At 69.1% G+C, this 15,053-nt stretch carries 17 protein-coding genes; 8 read left to right on the forward strand and 9 right to left on the reverse strand.

Annotated features, from left to right (window positions below):
- Positions 1–64: 64 nt before the first annotated feature.
- Positions 65–1,063, reverse strand: a complete 999-nt coding sequence (locus tag WMK75_RS04860) for a GlxA family transcriptional regulator (RefSeq protein WP_347266531.1) — start codon at positions 1,061–1,063, stop codon at positions 65–67.
- Positions 1,064–1,181: 118 nt separating this feature from the next.
- On the opposite strand from WMK75_RS04860, the gene WMK75_RS04865 reads away from it, so the two are divergent.
- Positions 1,182–2,588: a 3-deoxy-7-phosphoheptulonate synthase class II gene (locus tag WMK75_RS04865; RefSeq protein ID WP_347266532.1), complete on the forward strand. Its 1,407-nt coding sequence runs from the start codon at positions 1,182–1,184 to the stop codon at positions 2,586–2,588.
- 51 nt (positions 2,589–2,639) lie between these two features.
- Here WMK75_RS04865 and WMK75_RS04870 read toward each other — a convergent pair whose 3' ends face one another.
- A complete protein-coding gene (locus WMK75_RS04870) occupies positions 2,640–3,380 on the reverse strand; it encodes a PAS domain-containing protein (protein WP_347266533.1) in 741 nt (246 codons plus the stop codon).
- 185 nt (positions 3,381–3,565) lie between these two features.
- Here WMK75_RS04870 and gmk point away from each other — a divergent pair, with 185 nt between their 5' ends.
- From gmk to WMK75_RS04885, 3 genes are read left to right on the forward strand one after another with little or no spacing between them, the layout of a single operon-like run.
- Positions 3,566–4,198, forward strand: coding sequence for a guanylate kinase (gene gmk, locus WMK75_RS04875; RefSeq protein ID WP_347266534.1), 633 nt, complete (start codon positions 3,566–3,568; stop codon positions 4,196–4,198).
- On the forward strand, positions 4,195–4,722 hold the full coding sequence (locus WMK75_RS04880; RefSeq protein ID WP_347266535.1) for a gamma carbonic anhydrase family protein: 528 nt from the start codon (positions 4,195–4,197) through the stop codon (positions 4,720–4,722). The genes gmk and WMK75_RS04880 overlap by 4 nt, the downstream gene beginning before the upstream one ends.
- Positions 4,719–5,771 carry an ATP-binding protein gene (locus WMK75_RS04885; protein WP_347266536.1) on the forward strand — a complete coding sequence of 351 codons (1,053 nt, stop codon included), beginning with the start codon at positions 4,719–4,721 and terminating at the stop codon, positions 5,769–5,771. The genes WMK75_RS04880 and WMK75_RS04885 overlap by 4 nt, the downstream gene beginning before the upstream one ends.
- Before the next feature lie 67 nt (positions 5,772–5,838).
- Here WMK75_RS04885 and purF read toward each other — a convergent pair whose 3' ends face one another.
- The 6 genes from purF to WMK75_RS04915 all read right to left on the reverse strand — a co-directional run bounded on the left by purF (position 5,839) and on the right by WMK75_RS04915 (position 11,704).
- A complete protein-coding gene (gene purF / locus WMK75_RS04890; protein WP_347266537.1) occupies positions 5,839–7,338 on the reverse strand; it encodes an amidophosphoribosyltransferase in 1,500 nt (499 codons plus the stop codon).
- A 133-nt stretch (positions 7,339–7,471) separates the two neighbouring features.
- Positions 7,472–8,077 carry a CvpA family protein gene (locus WMK75_RS04895; protein WP_347266538.1) on the reverse strand — a complete coding sequence of 202 codons (606 nt, stop codon included), beginning with the start codon at positions 8,075–8,077 and terminating at the stop codon, positions 7,472–7,474.
- A 53-nt stretch (positions 8,078–8,130) separates the two neighbouring features.
- On the reverse strand, positions 8,131–9,495 hold the full coding sequence (gene radA / locus WMK75_RS04900; RefSeq protein WP_347266539.1) for a DNA repair protein RadA: 1,365 nt from the start codon (positions 9,493–9,495) through the stop codon (positions 8,131–8,133).
- Positions 9,496–9,591: 96 nt separating this feature from the next.
- A complete protein-coding gene (locus WMK75_RS04905) occupies positions 9,592–10,776 on the reverse strand; it encodes a UbiH/UbiF family hydroxylase (RefSeq protein ID WP_347266540.1) in 1,185 nt (394 codons plus the stop codon).
- Positions 10,777–10,791: 15 nt separating this feature from the next.
- A complete protein-coding gene (locus tag WMK75_RS04910) occupies positions 10,792–10,989 on the reverse strand; it encodes a hypothetical protein (RefSeq protein WP_347266541.1) in 198 nt (65 codons plus the stop codon).
- A gap of 28 nt (positions 10,990–11,017) precedes the next feature.
- A complete protein-coding gene (locus WMK75_RS04915; RefSeq protein ID WP_347266542.1) occupies positions 11,018–11,704 on the reverse strand; it encodes a pyrimidine 5'-nucleotidase in 687 nt (228 codons plus the stop codon).
- 65 nt (positions 11,705–11,769) lie between these two features.
- Here WMK75_RS04915 and WMK75_RS04920 point away from each other — a divergent pair, with 65 nt between their 5' ends.
- From WMK75_RS04920 to WMK75_RS04930, 3 genes are read left to right on the forward strand one after another with little or no spacing between them, the layout of a single operon-like run.
- The gene (locus WMK75_RS04920; RefSeq protein ID WP_347266543.1) at positions 11,770–12,405 is read left to right on the forward strand and encodes a GntR family transcriptional regulator; all 636 of its coding nucleotides are present in this window, start codon (positions 11,770–11,772) and stop codon (positions 12,403–12,405) included.
- The gene (locus WMK75_RS04925; RefSeq protein ID WP_347266544.1) at positions 12,405–13,061 is read left to right on the forward strand and encodes a DNA-3-methyladenine glycosylase 2 family protein; all 657 of its coding nucleotides are present in this window, start codon (positions 12,405–12,407) and stop codon (positions 13,059–13,061) included. The genes WMK75_RS04920 and WMK75_RS04925 overlap by 1 nt, the downstream gene beginning before the upstream one ends.
- A complete protein-coding gene (locus WMK75_RS04930; RefSeq protein WP_347266545.1) occupies positions 13,039–13,698 on the forward strand; it encodes an alpha/beta fold hydrolase in 660 nt (219 codons plus the stop codon). Before WMK75_RS04925 ends, WMK75_RS04930 begins: the two co-directional genes overlap by 23 nt.
- A 178-nt stretch (positions 13,699–13,876) precedes the next feature.
- Here WMK75_RS04930 and WMK75_RS04935 read toward each other — a convergent pair whose 3' ends face one another.
- Positions 13,877–14,296 carry a VOC family protein gene (locus tag WMK75_RS04935; RefSeq protein ID WP_347266546.1) on the reverse strand — a complete coding sequence of 140 codons (420 nt, stop codon included), beginning with the start codon at positions 14,294–14,296 and terminating at the stop codon, positions 13,877–13,879.
- Positions 14,297–14,455: 159 nt separating this feature from the next.
- Between WMK75_RS04935 and WMK75_RS04940 the strand changes: the two genes are divergently transcribed.
- On the forward strand, positions 14,456–15,052 hold the full coding sequence (locus WMK75_RS04940; protein WP_347266547.1) for an HNH endonuclease: 597 nt from the start codon (positions 14,456–14,458) through the stop codon (positions 15,050–15,052).
- Position 15,053: the final 1 nt, after the last annotated feature.

The following is a 15,053-nucleotide window of genomic DNA, read 5'->3' on the forward strand; positions in this document are numbered from 1 at the left end:
CTGAAACGTCAGAATGTCGAACCTAATTGGCAAAGCGCCGGTGAAATGGCCCCGGCGTGGCAGATTATTGCGTGATTGCCGGAAGGCCGCGGTCGCGATAGGGGGTGCTGCCATAGGCGGCGCGGTAGCATTTCGAGAAATGCGCGCTGCTGGCGAATCCGCAGGCCAGGGCGATCTCCATGACCCCCATGCGGGTCTGCGCCAGCAGGTTGCGGGCGCGTTCCAGCCGGATCTCCATATAATAGCGCTTGGGTGAGCAACCGAGATAGCGCGCGAACAGCCGCTCAAGCTGGCGCGGCGACATGCCGGCCTCGGCCGCCAGCTCTGCCGGGCTGACCGGGTCCTCGATGCTGGCCTCCATGCGCGCCACCACCTGCGCCAGGCGCGGATGGCGGCTGCCCAGGCGTTCGGGGACGGAATTGCGCTGGCGATCCTCGCCCGAGCGGATGGCGCCGTGGATCAGCTGTTCGGCGACGCGGCCGGCCAGGTCCGCGCCATGGCTGCGGGCGATCTGGTGCAGCATCATGTCGATGGCGGCGGTGCCGCCGGCGGCGGTCAGCCGGTTGCCATCCTCGGTGAAGACGCTGCGCACCAGCGTGACCTGGGGAAAGCGCTCGCTGAAGCCGTCGTGATTCTCCCAGTGGATGGCGGCGCGGCGGCCATCCAGCAACCCGGCCTCGGCCAGCACCCAGGCGCCGGTGCACAGCGCGCCGATGCGGCTGCCGCGCCGCGCCTCGCGCCTGAGCCAGGCCAGCAGCGGCCGCGTCGCCGCCCGCGCCACGTCGATGCCGCCGCAGACCAGTATGGTGTCGCCATGTCCGGTCTCGGGCAGCGGTCCGTCGAGGGCAAGCCTTGTGCCGTTCGAGCAGGTGGCGCTGGTGCCCTGTTCGGCGCACAGCCGCCAGTCGTAAAGCCTGCGCCCGGACAGGCGGTTGGCAAGGCGCAAGGGCTCGATGGCGGCGGCAAAGCTGATCAGGGTGAACCGCTCGAGCAGCACGAAGACGAAACGCTGCGGTCGCTGGCCGGTGGCATCGGGGGCGGGGGCGGGCAAGGTGTCTGGCATGTCGCTCGTGCAGGTGACGCGCCGGCAGATCAGCAGGCAATCGGGGCGCGCGCAAGGCTTTTCCTTTGGGGATTCAGGCTCTATATGGCAGCTACCGCCATCTGTGGAGGAGAGGATCATGGCACAGACGAAAACCGGTTCCGCGACCCAGGGTCAGGCTTGGGACAAGCGTGGCTGGCGCGCCTATCCGCGCATCCAGATGCCCGACTATCCCGACCAGGCGGCGCTGCAGGCGGTCGAGGCGCGTCTTGCCCAGTTTCCGCCGCTGGTCTTTGCCGGCGAGGCGCGGCGGCTGAGGGCGTCTCTGGGCGAGGTTGCGGCCGGGCGCGCCTTCCTGTTGCAGGGCGGCGACTGCGCCGAAAGCTTCTCGGAATTCTCGGCCGACAATATCCGCGACACGTTCAAGGTCATGTTGCAGATGGCCGTGGTGCTGACCTGGGGGGCGCAGCTGCCGGTGGTCAAGGTCGGCCGCATGGCCGGACAATTCGCCAAGCCGCGCTCGGCCGCAACCGAAAAGCTGGGCGACAGCGAACTTCCCAGCTATCGCGGCGACATCGTCAACGGCTTTGACTTCACCGCCGAGGCGCGCATTCCCGACCCTCAGCGCATGCTGTCGGCCTATACCCAGGCCGCGGCCTCGCTGAACCTGCTGCGCGCCTTTTCGACCGGGGGTTATGCCGACATCCATCGCGTGCAGAGCTGGATCAGCGATTTCACCGGCGCCGAGGAGGCCGCGCGCTATCGCGAGGTTGCCGACCGCATCAGCGATGCCATGGCCTTCATGGCGGCGGCGGGCGTGACCTCCGAGACCGCGCATGGCCTGGGAAAGGTCGATTTCTATACCAGCCACGAGGCATTGCTGCTGGAATACGAGGAAGCGCTGGCGCGCATCGATTCGACCACCGGCCTGCCGGTGGCGGGCTCGGGGCACATGCTGTGGATCGGCGACCGCACCCGTCAGGTCGATGGCGCGCATGTCGAATTCTGCCGCGGCGTGCAAAACCCGATCGGCCTGAAATGCGGCCCGTCCATTTCAGAAAGCGATCTCAAGGCGCTGGTAGCAAAACTTAATCCGGATAATGAGCCGGGCCGCCTGACGCTGATCGCGCGTTTCGGCGCCGGCTCCGTCGCCGAGCATTTGCCGCGCCTGATCCGCGCCGTCACCGAAGAGGGCGCGAACGTGGTCTGGTCCTGCGATCCGATGCACGGCAATACCATCAAGTCGGCCTCGGGCTACAAGACGCGGCCCTTCGATTCGGTGCTGCGCGAGGTGCGCGAGTTCTTCGCCATCCACCGCGCCGAAGGCACGATCCCGGGCGGGGTGCATTTCGAGATGACCGGCAAGGACGTGACCGAATGCACCGGCGGCGTGCGCGCGGTCACCGATGAGGACCTGTCGGACCGCTATCACACCGCCTGCGACCCGCGGCTGAACGCCAGCCAGTCGCTGGAACTGGCCTTCCTCGTGGCCGAGGAGTTGCGCAACCGCCGTATGGACTGCAGCCGCCAGGCCAGGGTCGGCTGATCGCGGTACAGCAGGGAAGTGGGGGCGGCGGGCCGGGGCCTGCCGCCCCTTTCATCTGCGCGGCCGCGGCGGCTCGGTGCGGCTGATCACCTGAAATTGCGCGCGCCTGGCCTCGGGGCTGGCATCAAGCGCGGCGGGCGCGGGTTTCCAGGGCGCGGGCGGCTCGGCAAAGCCTGGGGCCGAGGCCGAGGGCTCCAGCAGTTTGGCGCCGGGGATGACGGCAAAGACCCGATCGGCCAGCAGGTCGAAGCGGCGCGGCGCCTGGCCGATCTCGCCTTCGGTGATCAGGCAGCCAAGCGCGCGGGTGACATCGCCCAGATCCGAGCGCAGCGGCAGCAGCAGCATCCGCCCGGTCAGCAGCGGCCGGCCATATCCCGCCGGCGCCTCGAGGTCGATCTCGGCGATCTGCGGGCCGCGGAACACGGTTTCAAGCACATCCGACAGCCGCCCGCGCGAACTGGTGTTCAGGAAGGAACACAGCGGCATGCCGCGCACCTCCATGCCCATGAGGTCGATCAGGTGCCGCCCGGCAAGGCGAAAGCGCGCCGCGCCCGGCGCGATGCGTTCCAGGATGAAGGCATAGTCAAGCGCGCGCCGGATGCCGCGCGGCTCCACGTCCGAGCGCGCTGGGATGGCGCGCCCCTGGCGCAGCCCTTCCCAATAGCCGCGCATCTCGGCCAGGATGCGGCTGACCTGCGCCGGCTCGTAATCGGCCAGCCGCAGCAGCTTGCCCTTTTCCGGCTGCGGGGCGGGCGCATCATGCCCCTGATCCGGCCCCTGATCCTTTGCCATTTCCGCGGTCCGCCTGCCCAGCCATCGCCCCTGTCCTGGCCGAAATCTAGCCGCTTCCCCGAAAGCTGCCGAGCGAATTCTTTACCGATGGTTAAAATCGCCGGGCGGCAGGGGCGGGGCTTGACCCGGGTCGCGGGCAGCGCCATGCAGGCGGCGGATGGCGCGGCACCGGCATGGGGAAGGTGATGGAACACAGCGGGCTTCTGGTGATCCTGTCCTCGCCCTCGGGGGCGGGGAAATCGACGCTGGCGCGGCGGCTGATGGCCTGGGACCCGACCCTGCGCTTTTCCGTCTCGGCCACCACGCGCCAGCCGCGCCCCGGCGAGGTCGAGGGTGAACATTACTATTTCCGCAGCCCCGAACAGTTCCGCGCCATGGTGGCCGCGGGCGAGATGCTGGAACATGCCGAGGTTTTTGGCAATTCCTACGGCACGCCCCGCGGCCCGGTCGAGGCGGCGATGCATGCCGGGCGCGACACGCTGTTCGACGTGGACTGGCAGGGCGGGCAGCAGATCCGCACATCAAGCCTGGGAAAGCAGGTGGTGTCGATCTTCGTGCTGCCGCCCAGCCTGGCCGAGCTGGAACGGCGGCTGGTCTCGCGCCAGCAGGACACGCCCGAGGTGATCGCCGCGCGCATGCGCAAAAGCCGTGACGAGATCAGCCATTGGGCGGAATATGATTACGTCATCGTCAATGACGATCTTGAGCGCAGCGCCGCGGCGCTGATCACCATTCTGAGCGCCGAGCGCCTGCGCCGCGACCGCCAAGTGGGCCTGGGGCCCTTCGTGCGCAGCCTGATGGAGGAGGAGACCGGATGATCTGGGAACTGGACGGCATCGCGCCGCAAATCGCCGCCGATGCCTTCGTGGCGCCGGATGCGCAGCTGATGGGCCGGGTGGTGCTGGAGGCGGGCGCGAGCGTCTGGTTCGGCGCCGTGCTGCGCGGTGACAATGAGCTGATCCACCTCGGCCGCGGCTCGAACATCCAGGATCTTTGCGTCTGCCATACCGATCCCGGCCGGCCGCTGACCATCGGCGAGGATTGCACCATCGGCCATCGCGCCATCCTGCACGGCTGCAGCATTGGCAACGGCGTGCTGGTCGGCATGGGCGCGATCATCCTGAACGGCGCCCGCATCGGCGACGGCGCGCTGATCGGCGCCGGCGCGCTGGTGGCCGAGAACAAGGAGATCCCGCCCGGCGCGCTGGTCATGGGCGCCCCCGGCCGCGTGATGCGCGAACTGGACGCGGCGGCGCGCGCCGGGCTGCTGGACTCGGCGCGCCGCTATCGGGAAAATGCCGCGCGCTTTGCCCGGGGGCTGAAGCCGATCCCACCGGCATGAGCGAGACGCCGCTGGAGGCGCTCTTGTCGGCGGTTCCCACCGCCATGCTGGTCGTGGACCGCCAGGCGCGCATCCTGGGCGCCAATGCCGTGGCCGAGGCGCTGCTGGGCCCGGTCCCCGCCGCCCGTCCCTTTGTCACCGTGCTGCGTCAGCCGCAGATCAATGCCGCGCTGGATGCGGTTCTGGCCGGGCAGGACCGGGCGCGGCTGGCCGCCACCCTGCCGTCGGGCGCGCGTCGGCTGTCCTGCGAGGTGCTGGTGACGCGGCTGGATGTGCCGGGGCTGCGCGGCGCCGCGATCAGTATCGACGACCGTTCCCGCGACGAGGAAACCGGCCAGATGCGCCGCGACTTCGTCGCCAATGTCAGCCATGAGCTGCGCACGCCGCTGACGGCGCTGACCGGCTTCATCGAGACGCTGCGCGGCCCGGCGCGCGACGATGCCGTGGCGCGCGCGCGCTTTCTGGACATCATGGCGGGTGAGGCCGGGCGCATGAACCGCCTGATCGGCGATCTGCTGTCGCTGAGCCGGGTCGAGCAGGACGCGCGCCGCCGCCCCTCGGGCCGGGTCGATCTGGCGGCGCTGCTGCGCGGGGTCGTGGCGACGCTGGCCCCGGTTGCCGCAGCCGCCGGGGTGTGGCTGGACCTGATCGGAGCGGAGGCAAGGGCAGAGCTTCCGGGCGACGCCGACCAGCTGGTGCAGGTGTTTCACAACCTGATCGAGAACGGAATCAAATACGGCGCCGCGGGCGGCTGCGTCAGCATCCTGCTGAAACGGCTGGCGCATGAGCCGGTGCTGCGTGGCCCAGCCTGGGAAGTCAGCGTTGCCGATCGCGGCGAGGGTATCGAGCCACGCCACCTGCCGCGCCTGACCGAGCGATTCTATCGCGTGGACGCGCATCGCGCGCGCGGGCAGGGCGGCACCGGGCTGGGGCTGGCGATCGTCAAGCATATCGTCAACCGCCACCGCGGTCGGCTGAAGATCGAAAGCACAATCGGTCAGGGCAGCCGCTTTGCCGTCATCCTGCCAGAAAGCCCGGGAGGCGCCTGAGCAGGGGTGAAAAAGCCGGGGGCATCGAACCCCCGGCTTTTTCATCATCGGGCTGCGGATGCCGCGCCTATTCGGCGGCGTGGTCGCTGACCCTGGCGGTTTCCGAACAGGGTTTCATGCGAAAGCCGCGTTCGAGCTGGTCGAAGGGCGCCACCGGATAGTCGCCCGAGAAACAGGCGTCGCAATATTGCGGGCAGGACTTGTCGCGGCCCTTGGCCTCGCCCACGGCGCGATAGAGCCCGTCCAGAGACACGAAGGCCAGACTGTCCACGCCGATCCATTCGCGCATTTCCTCCTCGGACATCTGCGCGGCCAGCAGCTTGCCGCGGTCCGGCGTGTCTACCCCGTAAAAACAGGGCCAGGCGGTCGGCGGGCTGGCGATGCGGAAATGCACCTCGGCGGCGCCGGCGTCGATGATCATGTCCTTGATCTTGCGCGAGGTGGTGCCGCGCACCACGGAATCGTCCACCAGCACCACGCGCTTGCCCCTGACCAGCGCCCGGTTCACGTTCAGCTTCAGCCGCACGCCCATGTTGCGGATCTGTTCCGTGGGTTCGATGAAGGTGCGACCCATATACTGGTTGCGGATGATGCCCATGCCGAAGGGGATGCCGCTTTCATGGGCATAGCCGATGGCCGCCGGGGTGCCGCTGTCGGGCACCGGGCAGACCAGATCGGCCGCGACCGGGGCCTCGCGCGCCAGTTCCACGCCGATCTGGCGGCGGGTCTCATAGACCGAGCGGCCGCCGATGATGGAATCGGGGCGCGAGAAATAGACATGTTCAAAGATGCAGAAGCGGCCCTTCGAGGGGCCGAAGGGGCGCGAGCTCTCGATCTCGCCCTTCGAGATCACCACCATCTCGCCCGGCTCGATCTCGCGCAGGAAGCTGGCGCCGATGATGTCGAGCGCGCAGGTCTCGGAGGACAGCACATAGCCGTCCTCGCCGATCCGGCCCAGCACCAGCGGCCGCACGCCCAGCGGGTCGCGCACGCCGATCAGCTTGGTGCGGGTCATGGCGATGACGCTGAAGGCGCCCTCGACGCGGCGCAGCGCGTCCTTCATCCGCTCGGGGATGTTTTGCTGGATCGAGCGCGCCATCAGATGGATGATGCATTCCGAATCCGAACTGGACTGGAAGATCGAGCCGCGCTCGATCAACTCGCGGCGCAGCGCCATGGCATTGGTGATATTGCCGTTATGGGCAATGGCGCAGCCGCCCATGGCGAATTCGCCAAAGAAGGGCTGCACGTCGCGGATCGCGGTCGCGGCCTTGGTGCCGGTGGTCGAATAGCGCACATGGCCGATGGCCAGCGGACCGGGCAGGGTCTCCATCACCCCCTGCTTGGTGAAATTGTCACGCACATAGCCAAAGCGATGCGCGCTGTTGAAGCCCTGCTCGGGGTGGTGGGCGACGATGCCGCCGGCCTCCTGGCCGCGGTGCTGCAGCGCATGCAGGCCGAGGGCGACGAAATTGGCGGCATCCGCGACGCCGATCACACCGTAGACCCCGCATTCTTCGTGCAGGCGGTCGGAATCGAAAGGATGGGCGAGGAATGGCTGCGTCATCACCGAAACTCTGGGTGCTGTTTAGGGGGCTGGCTCTGTCGTGCTTGCGCGTAATCTAGGGCGTCGGGCCGGCAGAGTCACGCCCCACCGCCACGACGGGGCGCATTTTATGGGCCACAGCCATCACAAGCGCTTAATTTGCCGGAGCGGCAGGGGTGGTGGTGATGGCCTCGGCCGGCTGGCCCGAGGGCGTGCAGTTGCGCACCAGGCGCTCATAACGATTGACCACCCAGCTGGGCGCGTCCTGGGGGATCTGCTCGTCCATCTGGCCGCTGAGCCGCGCAAAGACCTGGGCCGAGCGCGAATTGTCGACCACCGCAACCGGCTGCGTCGCCATCACCCGGTCGTAGACGATGAAGGCCACCGCCACCAGCAGGATGCCGCGCGCCACGCCGAACAAAAATCCCATGCCCTGGTCGATGCCGCCCAGGGCCGAACGCTGCACCACCGAGGCAAAGAGCGGCGTCAGGATCGAGAACAGCACCAGCGCCAGGGCAAAGACCGCGGCAAAGGCGCCGATGGTCGCCAGCTCGCAACTGTCGGCGAGGAACTTGTTCAGCACCGGCACCTGCGCCACCATCGGCCGCACCATCGGCGCGAAGATGAAGGCCAGCACCGCCGCGCCGATCCAGCCGAGGATCGCCAGCGATTCGCGCACGAAGCCGCGCGCATAGGCGAGGATCGCCGAGAGGATGATGACGGCGGCGACGATGCCATCGACAAAGGTGAAACCGTCCATTTCAATGCCCTTTCGCGGATTTCTCCGCATTCTGGGGCCATTACCCCGCGCCGTCAGCCGGCGCCGAAGGTCTCGCCCACGAAACTGGTCAGATCCGGGGTGCGATCGGTCCGCATCCCGGCCACACCCTCGACCTTGGTGGCCGCGGGCAGGATCGACCGTGAAAAACCAAGTTTCTGCGCCTCTTTCAACCTGTTTTCCGCCTGCGATACCGGCCGCAGCGCGCCCGAGAGGCTGATCTCGCCGAAAATGACGCAATCGGCGGGCAGGGCGCTGTCCTCGCGCGCACTGAGCAGCGCTGCGGCGATGGCAAGGTCGGCGGCCGGCTCATTGACCCGCATCCCACCGGCAACATTGAGGAATACGTCAAGCCCGGCAAAGGGGATGGCGCAGCGCGCCTCGAGCACGGCGAGGATGGTCGAGACACGGCCCGAATCCAGCCCGACCACGGTTCGGCGGGGACTTGCCAATGTCGAGGGCGCGACCAGGGCCTGGATCTCGGTCAGCACCGGGCGCGTGCCCTCGATGCCGGCAAAGACCGCCGAGCCGGGGCTGGGCTCGCCGCGCTCTGACAGAAACAGCGCCGAGGGGTTGGCCACCTCGGCCAGCCCGCCGCCGGTCATCTCGAAGACGCCGATCTCATCGGCGGGGCCGAAGCGATTCTTGTGCGCGCGCAGGATGCGGAACTGGTGGCCGCGCTCGCCCTCGAAGTAAAGCACGGTATCGACCATGTGCTCGACCACGCGCGGACCGGCGATCTGGCCCTCCTTGGTGACATGGCCGACGAGGATGACCGAGGTGCCGCGGCGCTTGGCGAAGGTCACCAGCTCATGCGCGGCGGCGCGCACCTGCGCCACCGAACCGGGCGCGGCCTCGATACGGTCCGACCACAGGGTCTGGATCGAATCGATGATCGCCACTTCGGGGCGTTCGGCGTCGAGCGTGGTCAGGATGTCGCGAAGCGCGGTTTCAGCGCCCAGACGCACCGGCGCCTCGCCAAGCCCGAGGCGCTGCGCCCTGAGCCGAACCTGGGCGCTGGCCTCTTCGCCCGAGACATAGATCGCCTGCTGGCCATTGCGCGCGAAGGCGGCGGCGGCCTGCAAAAGCAGGGTCGACTTGCCGATGCCGGGATCGCCGCCCACCAGGATGGCCGAGCCGGGCACCAGCCCGCCGCCCAGCACGCGGTCGAATTCGGCGATGCCCGAGGTGACGCGCGCCGGCGGCAGTTCCCGGGTGGCAAGGTCCGAGAGCGCGATCGCCTTGCCCTTGAGCGTGCCGAGGCCGCGACCGGGGCCCTGGCCCAGCGGCGCCTCTTCGATGATGCTGTTCCAGTCGCCGCAGGCCTCGCAGCGGCCGGCCCATTTGCGGTGGCTGGCACCGCAGGCGGTGCAGGTGAAGGCGGTGATCGGTCTGGCCATGGCGCCTGTCTGGCAGATTGCGCGGCCGGGCGCCATGGGGGCGTTGGCGCTTGAGGTGCGGTCGCGTGAGTATTTGAGGAACGAAGAAGGCGCGGGTCAGCTCATGCCGAGTCCGGCGCGCATCATGATGCGGCGCAGCGGCGCGGCGGCGTAAAGCCCGCCAAGCGTCGCGGCGCGCAGGTCGCGCAAGGGGCGCGACGACAGCATGCTGGCACGGTTCAGCGCATCGATGCCCATGAGTCGCACCAGCGCCTCGGGGCGACGGCGGCGTTCGTAGGCGGCCAGCGATTCGGCACTGCCCGGGTCCTGGGCGGAAAGCGCGACCAGCGCCGCGAGGTCGGCCAGGCTCATGTTCAGGCCCTGCGCGCCGATCGGGGGCACGACATGCGCCGCCTCGGCGACTAGCGCCGTGCGCGGGCCGGTGAAACGGTCGGCGATCTGGCTGATGATCGGCCATTCCGTCAGGCGGGTGACCGGCGTCAGCTGTCCGAGCACCCCGGCCGAGCGGCGGTTCAGTTCGGCGCTGAAGCGGGCAGCGGGCAGGGCGCGCAGGCGCTGCGTCTCTGGGCCGCGCTCCATCCAGATCACCGCCGAGGAGGGCTTGCCGTCGCGATCGGGCAGCGGCACCAGGGTGAAGGGGCCGCCCGAGCGGTGGATCTCGGTCGAGATATTGTCATGGGGCCGTTCGTGGGTGACGACGAAGGCCAGCGCCTTTTGCCCGTAGCGCAGCGTGCGCGTGCCGATGCCGAGCGCCTCGCGCACGGGCGAGTTGCGGCCGTCGGCGCCGATCACCAGCCGGGCGCTGACGCGCGCGCCGTCGCTGAGCGTGACCAGCGCTTCGCTGTCGCGGGCGACAAGGCCCGCGGTGCCGGTTCCGGGCAGGAAGCGCAGGTTCGGCAGGTCCGCGATCCGGGCCGAGATTTCACGCTTGAGCAGCCAGTTCGGCAGGTTCCAGCCGAAGGGCTGGTCCGAAATCTCGGCCGCGTCGAATTCGCGCGTCAGCCGCGCCGTGGGCGTGCTGCCGCCCGCGTCGATGATGCGCATGACCTGCAGCGGCGTCGCGTGCGGGGCAAGGCTTTCCCACAGGCCCGCGCCGGCAAGGACCGCGATTGAGGGCTGCAGGAAGGCGGTGCTGCGCAGGTCCGAGCCGGCATCGGCCTCGGCGGTGACCGGCGGCGCGGGATCGACGCAGATCACCGAATGCCCGGCGCTGCCGAAGGCGGCGGCCGCAATCAGCCCGGCGATGCCACCGCCGGACACCAGCACGTCGATGTCGCTCATCCGCGGGATCGCGCCCTAAAGGCCGGCGGCGTAGGCGGCCAGCATGGCATAGACCAGCACGGTCGCCCCCAGCGCCAGCACGGTCAGCGCGACCAGACCCCAGAGCGCGGCGCCGATCACCGCCGCCGCCACGACCGCGAAGGCAAAGACGAAGAGAAAGGCGGTGGTGCGGGCTTCGGAGCGGGCTTCTTCGGGCGAAAGGGGCTGGGCCATGGCGGGTTCCTTGCAGGCGGGGTTCGGGTCAGATTGTAGCAAGCGCGCGCGTATGGGCAAGCCCGCGCAGGAAGGCGTTCAGGTCGGATGTGCGGTGCTGGACATGCGGTCCGGGGTCGTGATCCTGCGCCAGGTCGTCGGGACCGTGGCGGCCGGGGCCGACCAGCACCGTGCGCATGCCCAGGGCATGGGGCACGGCAAGATTGCGCGGATCGTCCTCGAACATCGCGGCGCTGGCGGGGTCGAAATCCGCGATCCGGCGCACTGCGGCATAAGCGCGCGCATCCGGCTTGGGGTGGAACTGCGCCTCCTCGACGCCCAGCACCGCGTCAAAGACCAGCAGCCCGCGATGTTCCAGCACCCGGCGCGCATAGGTGCTGTCGCCATTCGTGTGCACGATCTTGCGGCCGGGCAGGGCGGCGATCAGCCCGGCCAGTTCCGGGTCCGGGGTCAGTTCGGAAAAGTCGATGTCATGGACCTCGCGCAGATAGGGCAGCGGGTCGATGCCGTGCTCGGCCATCAGCCCGGCCAGCGTCGTGCCGTGCTGGCGCCAGTAATGGCTGCGCAGCCGCGCCGCCTCGGCCTCGGGCACACCCAGTTCGCGCATGACATAGGCGGTCATGCGCCGCTCGATCTGCGGGAACAGCCGCACCGAGGGCGCATAGAGCGTATTGTCCAGATCGAAGATCCAGGTGGTGACGTGCAGAAAATCCATGCTCCCTGCCTAAACCCATGGCCGGGCACTTGCAATCCGGCGCGGCAGCGGGGAACGTGCCGGCCATGAAAGACGCCTATTCGCTGATCCTCTCTGCCATCGACAATGGCACCTACCGTCCGGGCGACCGGCTGGTGGAATCGGAACTGGCCGAGCGCTTCGGCGTGTCGCGCACCCCGGTGCGCGAGGCGCTGCAGCGCCTCGAGACCCAGGCCATGCTGACCCGTGACGGGCGCAGCCTGATCGTGGCGACGCTGGACCACAACCAGCTGGCCGAGCTTTACACCGTGCGCGCCGAACTTGAGGCGCTGGCGGCGCGGCTGGCCGCGCGCCATGCCACCCCCGAGGAGATCCGCGTCCTGGCCGGCATGGTCGAGGACGACCGCGCGATCATGGAGGACCCGCAGGCGCTGGCGCGCGCCAACCGCCGCTTTCACCACCAGATCCACCTGGCCTCGCACAACCGCTATCTGGTGCAGCAGCTGGACCTGGTGCATCGCTCCATGGCGCTGATGGCGCGCACGACGCTGGCGGCCAAGGGCCGGGCCTCGGTCACCCTGGACGAGCATCAGGCCATCGTCACGGCCATTGCCGAGCATGACGGCGCCCGGGCCGAGGCGGCGCTGCGCCGCCATATCTCGATGGCCTTCGAGACCCGCCTCAAGGAAGAGGCGCGCCTCGCCGACGAGCAGCAGCCGTGATGCGCGAGATCCGCGCCGCCGCGGACCTTGAGGAAGGCGCGGCGCATCTGATGCGGGTCTGTCCGGTCTGGCGGCGCGAGTTGCCGGCCCTGCTGCCCTTGCCGCTGCGTCGCTGGCCACCGGGTTTCGGCGCCATCCGCGATGCGGTGGTGGCGCAGCAGATCTCGACCCAGGCCGCGGATGCGATCGGGGCGCGCCTGGCCGCCGCCGGGCTGGCCGAAGAGACGGCGATCGCCGCCGCGACCGAGGAGGCGCTGCGCGCCGCCGGGCTGTCGCGGCCCAAGGCGCGCTATCTGCATGCCATCGCCGGTGCCGGGCTGGACTGGCCGGCGCTGGCCGGCCTGCCCGACGACGAGGTGATCTCCCGCCTGACCGCGCTGCCGGGGATCGGGCGCTGGACCGCGGACATCTATCTGAAATTCGCGCTGGGGCGGCCGGATGCCTTTGCCGCCGGCGACCTGGCGCTGGCCGAGGCGGCACGGCTGCTTTACCGCCTTGACGCCCGGCCCGGCCCCGCCGCGCTGTCGGTCCTGGCCCAGCCGTGGCAACCTTGGCGCGCGGTTGCGGCGCGCGCGCTCTGGGCCTATTACCGCGTGGCAAAGGGGCGCGAGGGCGTCCGTCAAGGAGGACAAGATGCCGCGCGACCTGAAATCTGACCGCAAGGGCCCGGAGGCGGCCGATTCCGTGGTGATCTTTCTGCATGGCTATGGCGCGGATGGCGCCGACCTGCTGGGCCTTGCCGACCCGCTGGCGCCGCATCTGCCGCGCACCGCCTTCTATGCCCCCGACGCGCCCGAGCGCTGTCTGAACAATCCCATGGGCTATCAGTGGTTTCCGATCCCGTGGATGGATGGCTCGGCCGAGGAGCAGGCGCGCGATTCCGCGGCGCAATCCTTTGCCGACATCAACGCCTTCATCGACGCCGTTCTGGCCCGCGAGGGTCTTGCCGCCGACCGGCTGGCGCTGGTCGGATTTTCGCAGGGCACGATGATGGCGCTGGCCGTCGCCCCGGCGCGCGCCGATGAGATCGCCGGCGTGGTCGGCTTTTCCGGCCGTCTGCTTGATGCCGGCCAGGCGGCGCAGGCGCGTTCGCGGCCACCGGTGCTGCTGGCACATGGCGACCAGGACCAGGTGGTGCCCTTTGAAAGCATGGGCATCGCCGGCGAGGCGCTGCAGAAGGCGGGCTTCACCGTCTATGGCCATGTGATGAAGGGCACCGGGCATGGCATCTCGCCCGACGGGCTGTCGGTGGCACTGGCCTTTCTCAGGGACCGGTTCGCCGGCGATTCCTGACGATTGCGGCGCATTTGGGGTTGCGGCCGCGGTATCAGCGCCTAACTTCAATATATGAGGAGACGAGGAGAAAGCCGATGACCCTGTTCTGGACAAGCGCCTTGGCCCTGCTTGCCGCCAGCTTCGCGGTGCTTCGTCGCGCGCCGCAGCCACAGCGCGTCGCGGTGCGCGCGCGCCGCTAGCCCCAGATCGCCGGATCGGCGATCTCGATCGAATTGCCGGCCGGATCGCGGAAGTAAAGCGAACGGCCGCCCTGGGGCCAGATGAAATCCGCTTCGATCTCGACCCCTGCCGCTTGCAGATGCGCGCACCAGGCGGCGATCGTGTCTGGCGGCGCCGAGATGCAGAAATGCCCGGGCCCGCGGCTGCCATGCGGCGGCACAGGCAGGCGGGCGCCGCGCCTTGGCGGCAAAAGCGTCGCCTCGGCGCGAAACACCAGCAGCATCTGTGCACCGCAGCGAAAGAACACATGCCGTCCCGGCACATGGCCGATCTGCGCCAGCCCGATCACCCCGGTCCAGAAACGCGCCGCCGCTTCGAGGTCCTCGGCGTAAAGCGCCGATTCCAGGGTTCCGGTCAGGGCGGGCGGTCTGGTCATGCCCGCCATCCTGCCAGCTTTCGCGCCGCGGGGCCAGCGCGTTGGCGGCGCGGGCCGGGCGTGGATTTCCGGGCACGGAATTCGGGGCTTGCCAGCATTTGGCCGCGACAGATAGTCTGCCGGGCAAGTCGGGACGTGTTCCGGGCAGGGCGAGGGCCGATGCTGGACGACCATGGTGACTTTCGGAGCCATTTCATGCGCGAGCCGGCCGGTCTGCGCCAGCACCCGGCACTGGTCCTGAACGCGGATTTCCGGCCGCTCAGCTATTACCCGCTGTCGCTCTGGCCCTGGCAGGAGGCGGTCAAGGCGGTGTTTCTCGACCGCGTGCAGATCATCGCCAGTTACGACGAGGAGGTGCACAGCCAGCGCCACAGCATGCGCATCCCCTCGGTGGTGGTGCTGCGCGATTTCGTCAGGCCGCAAAGGCGCGTGGCCTTCACCCGCTTCAACCTGTTCCTGCGCGACGGGTTCTGCTGCCAGTATTGCGGCGCCCGGGCGGATCTGACCTTCGATCACGTCGTGCCGCGTTCGCGCGGCGGCGTCACCAGCTGGGAAAATGTCGTCGCCGCCTGTTCGCCCTGCAATCTGCGCAAGGCCAACCGGTCGCTCGCCGACTCGGGGCTGCGGCTGCGCCGCCTGCCGCGCCGGCCCACCGCCGAGGACATGCACGCTGCAGGACGGCGCTTTCCGCCCAATCACCTGCACGACAGCTGGATGGATTTCCTTTACTGGGACGCGGAACTGCTCAGCGGCTGAG

The organism is Paracoccus sp. (in: a-proteobacteria), assembly GCF_039808215.1.
GTDB lineage: Bacteria > Pseudomonadota > Alphaproteobacteria > Rhodobacterales > Rhodobacteraceae > Paracoccus.

Excerpts from the sequence above, each read along its gene's own strand:
- WMK75_RS04880 (WP_347266535.1), top strand. The coding sequence starts at position 4,195 with ATGATCTGGGAACTGGACGGCATCGCGCCGCAAATCGCCGCCGATGCC.
- WMK75_RS04870 (WP_347266533.1), bottom strand. The coding sequence starts at position 3,380 with ATGGCAAAGGATCAGGGGCCGGATCAGGGGCATGATGCGCCCGCCCCG.
- WMK75_RS04925 (WP_347266544.1), top strand. The coding sequence starts at position 12,405 with ATGCGCGAGATCCGCGCCGCCGCGGACCTTGAGGAAGGCGCGGCGCAT.
- purF (WP_347266537.1), bottom strand. The coding sequence starts at position 7,338 with ATGACGCAGCCATTCCTCGCCCATCCTTTCGATTCCGACCGCCTGCAC.
- WMK75_RS04920 (WP_347266543.1), top strand. The coding sequence starts at position 11,770 with ATGAAAGACGCCTATTCGCTGATCCTCTCTGCCATCGACAATGGCACC.
- radA (WP_347266539.1), bottom strand. The coding sequence starts at position 9,495 with ATGGCCAGACCGATCACCGCCTTCACCTGCACCGCCTGCGGTGCCAGC.
- gmk (WP_347266534.1), top strand. The coding sequence starts at position 3,566 with ATGGAACACAGCGGGCTTCTGGTGATCCTGTCCTCGCCCTCGGGGGCG.
- WMK75_RS04865 (WP_347266532.1), top strand. The coding sequence starts at position 1,182 with ATGGCACAGACGAAAACCGGTTCCGCGACCCAGGGTCAGGCTTGGGAC.
- WMK75_RS04895 (WP_347266538.1), bottom strand. The coding sequence starts at position 8,077 with ATGGACGGTTTCACCTTTGTCGATGGCATCGTCGCCGCCGTCATCATC.
- WMK75_RS04910 (WP_347266541.1), bottom strand. The coding sequence starts at position 10,989 with ATGGCCCAGCCCCTTTCGCCCGAAGAAGCCCGCTCCGAAGCCCGCACC.
- WMK75_RS04940 (WP_347266547.1), top strand. The coding sequence starts at position 14,456 with ATGCTGGACGACCATGGTGACTTTCGGAGCCATTTCATGCGCGAGCCG.
- WMK75_RS04935 (WP_347266546.1), bottom strand. The coding sequence starts at position 14,296 with ATGACCAGACCGCCCGCCCTGACCGGAACCCTGGAATCGGCGCTTTAC.
- WMK75_RS04930 (WP_347266545.1), top strand. The coding sequence starts at position 13,039 with ATGCCGCGCGACCTGAAATCTGACCGCAAGGGCCCGGAGGCGGCCGAT.
- WMK75_RS04860 (WP_347266531.1), bottom strand. The coding sequence starts at position 1,063 with ATGCCAGACACCTTGCCCGCCCCCGCCCCCGATGCCACCGGCCAGCGA.
- WMK75_RS04915 (WP_347266542.1), bottom strand. The coding sequence starts at position 11,704 with ATGGATTTTCTGCACGTCACCACCTGGATCTTCGATCTGGACAATACG.
- WMK75_RS04885 (WP_347266536.1), top strand. The coding sequence starts at position 4,719 with ATGAGCGAGACGCCGCTGGAGGCGCTCTTGTCGGCGGTTCCCACCGCC.
- WMK75_RS04905 (WP_347266540.1), bottom strand. The coding sequence starts at position 10,776 with ATGAGCGACATCGACGTGCTGGTGTCCGGCGGTGGCATCGCCGGGCTG.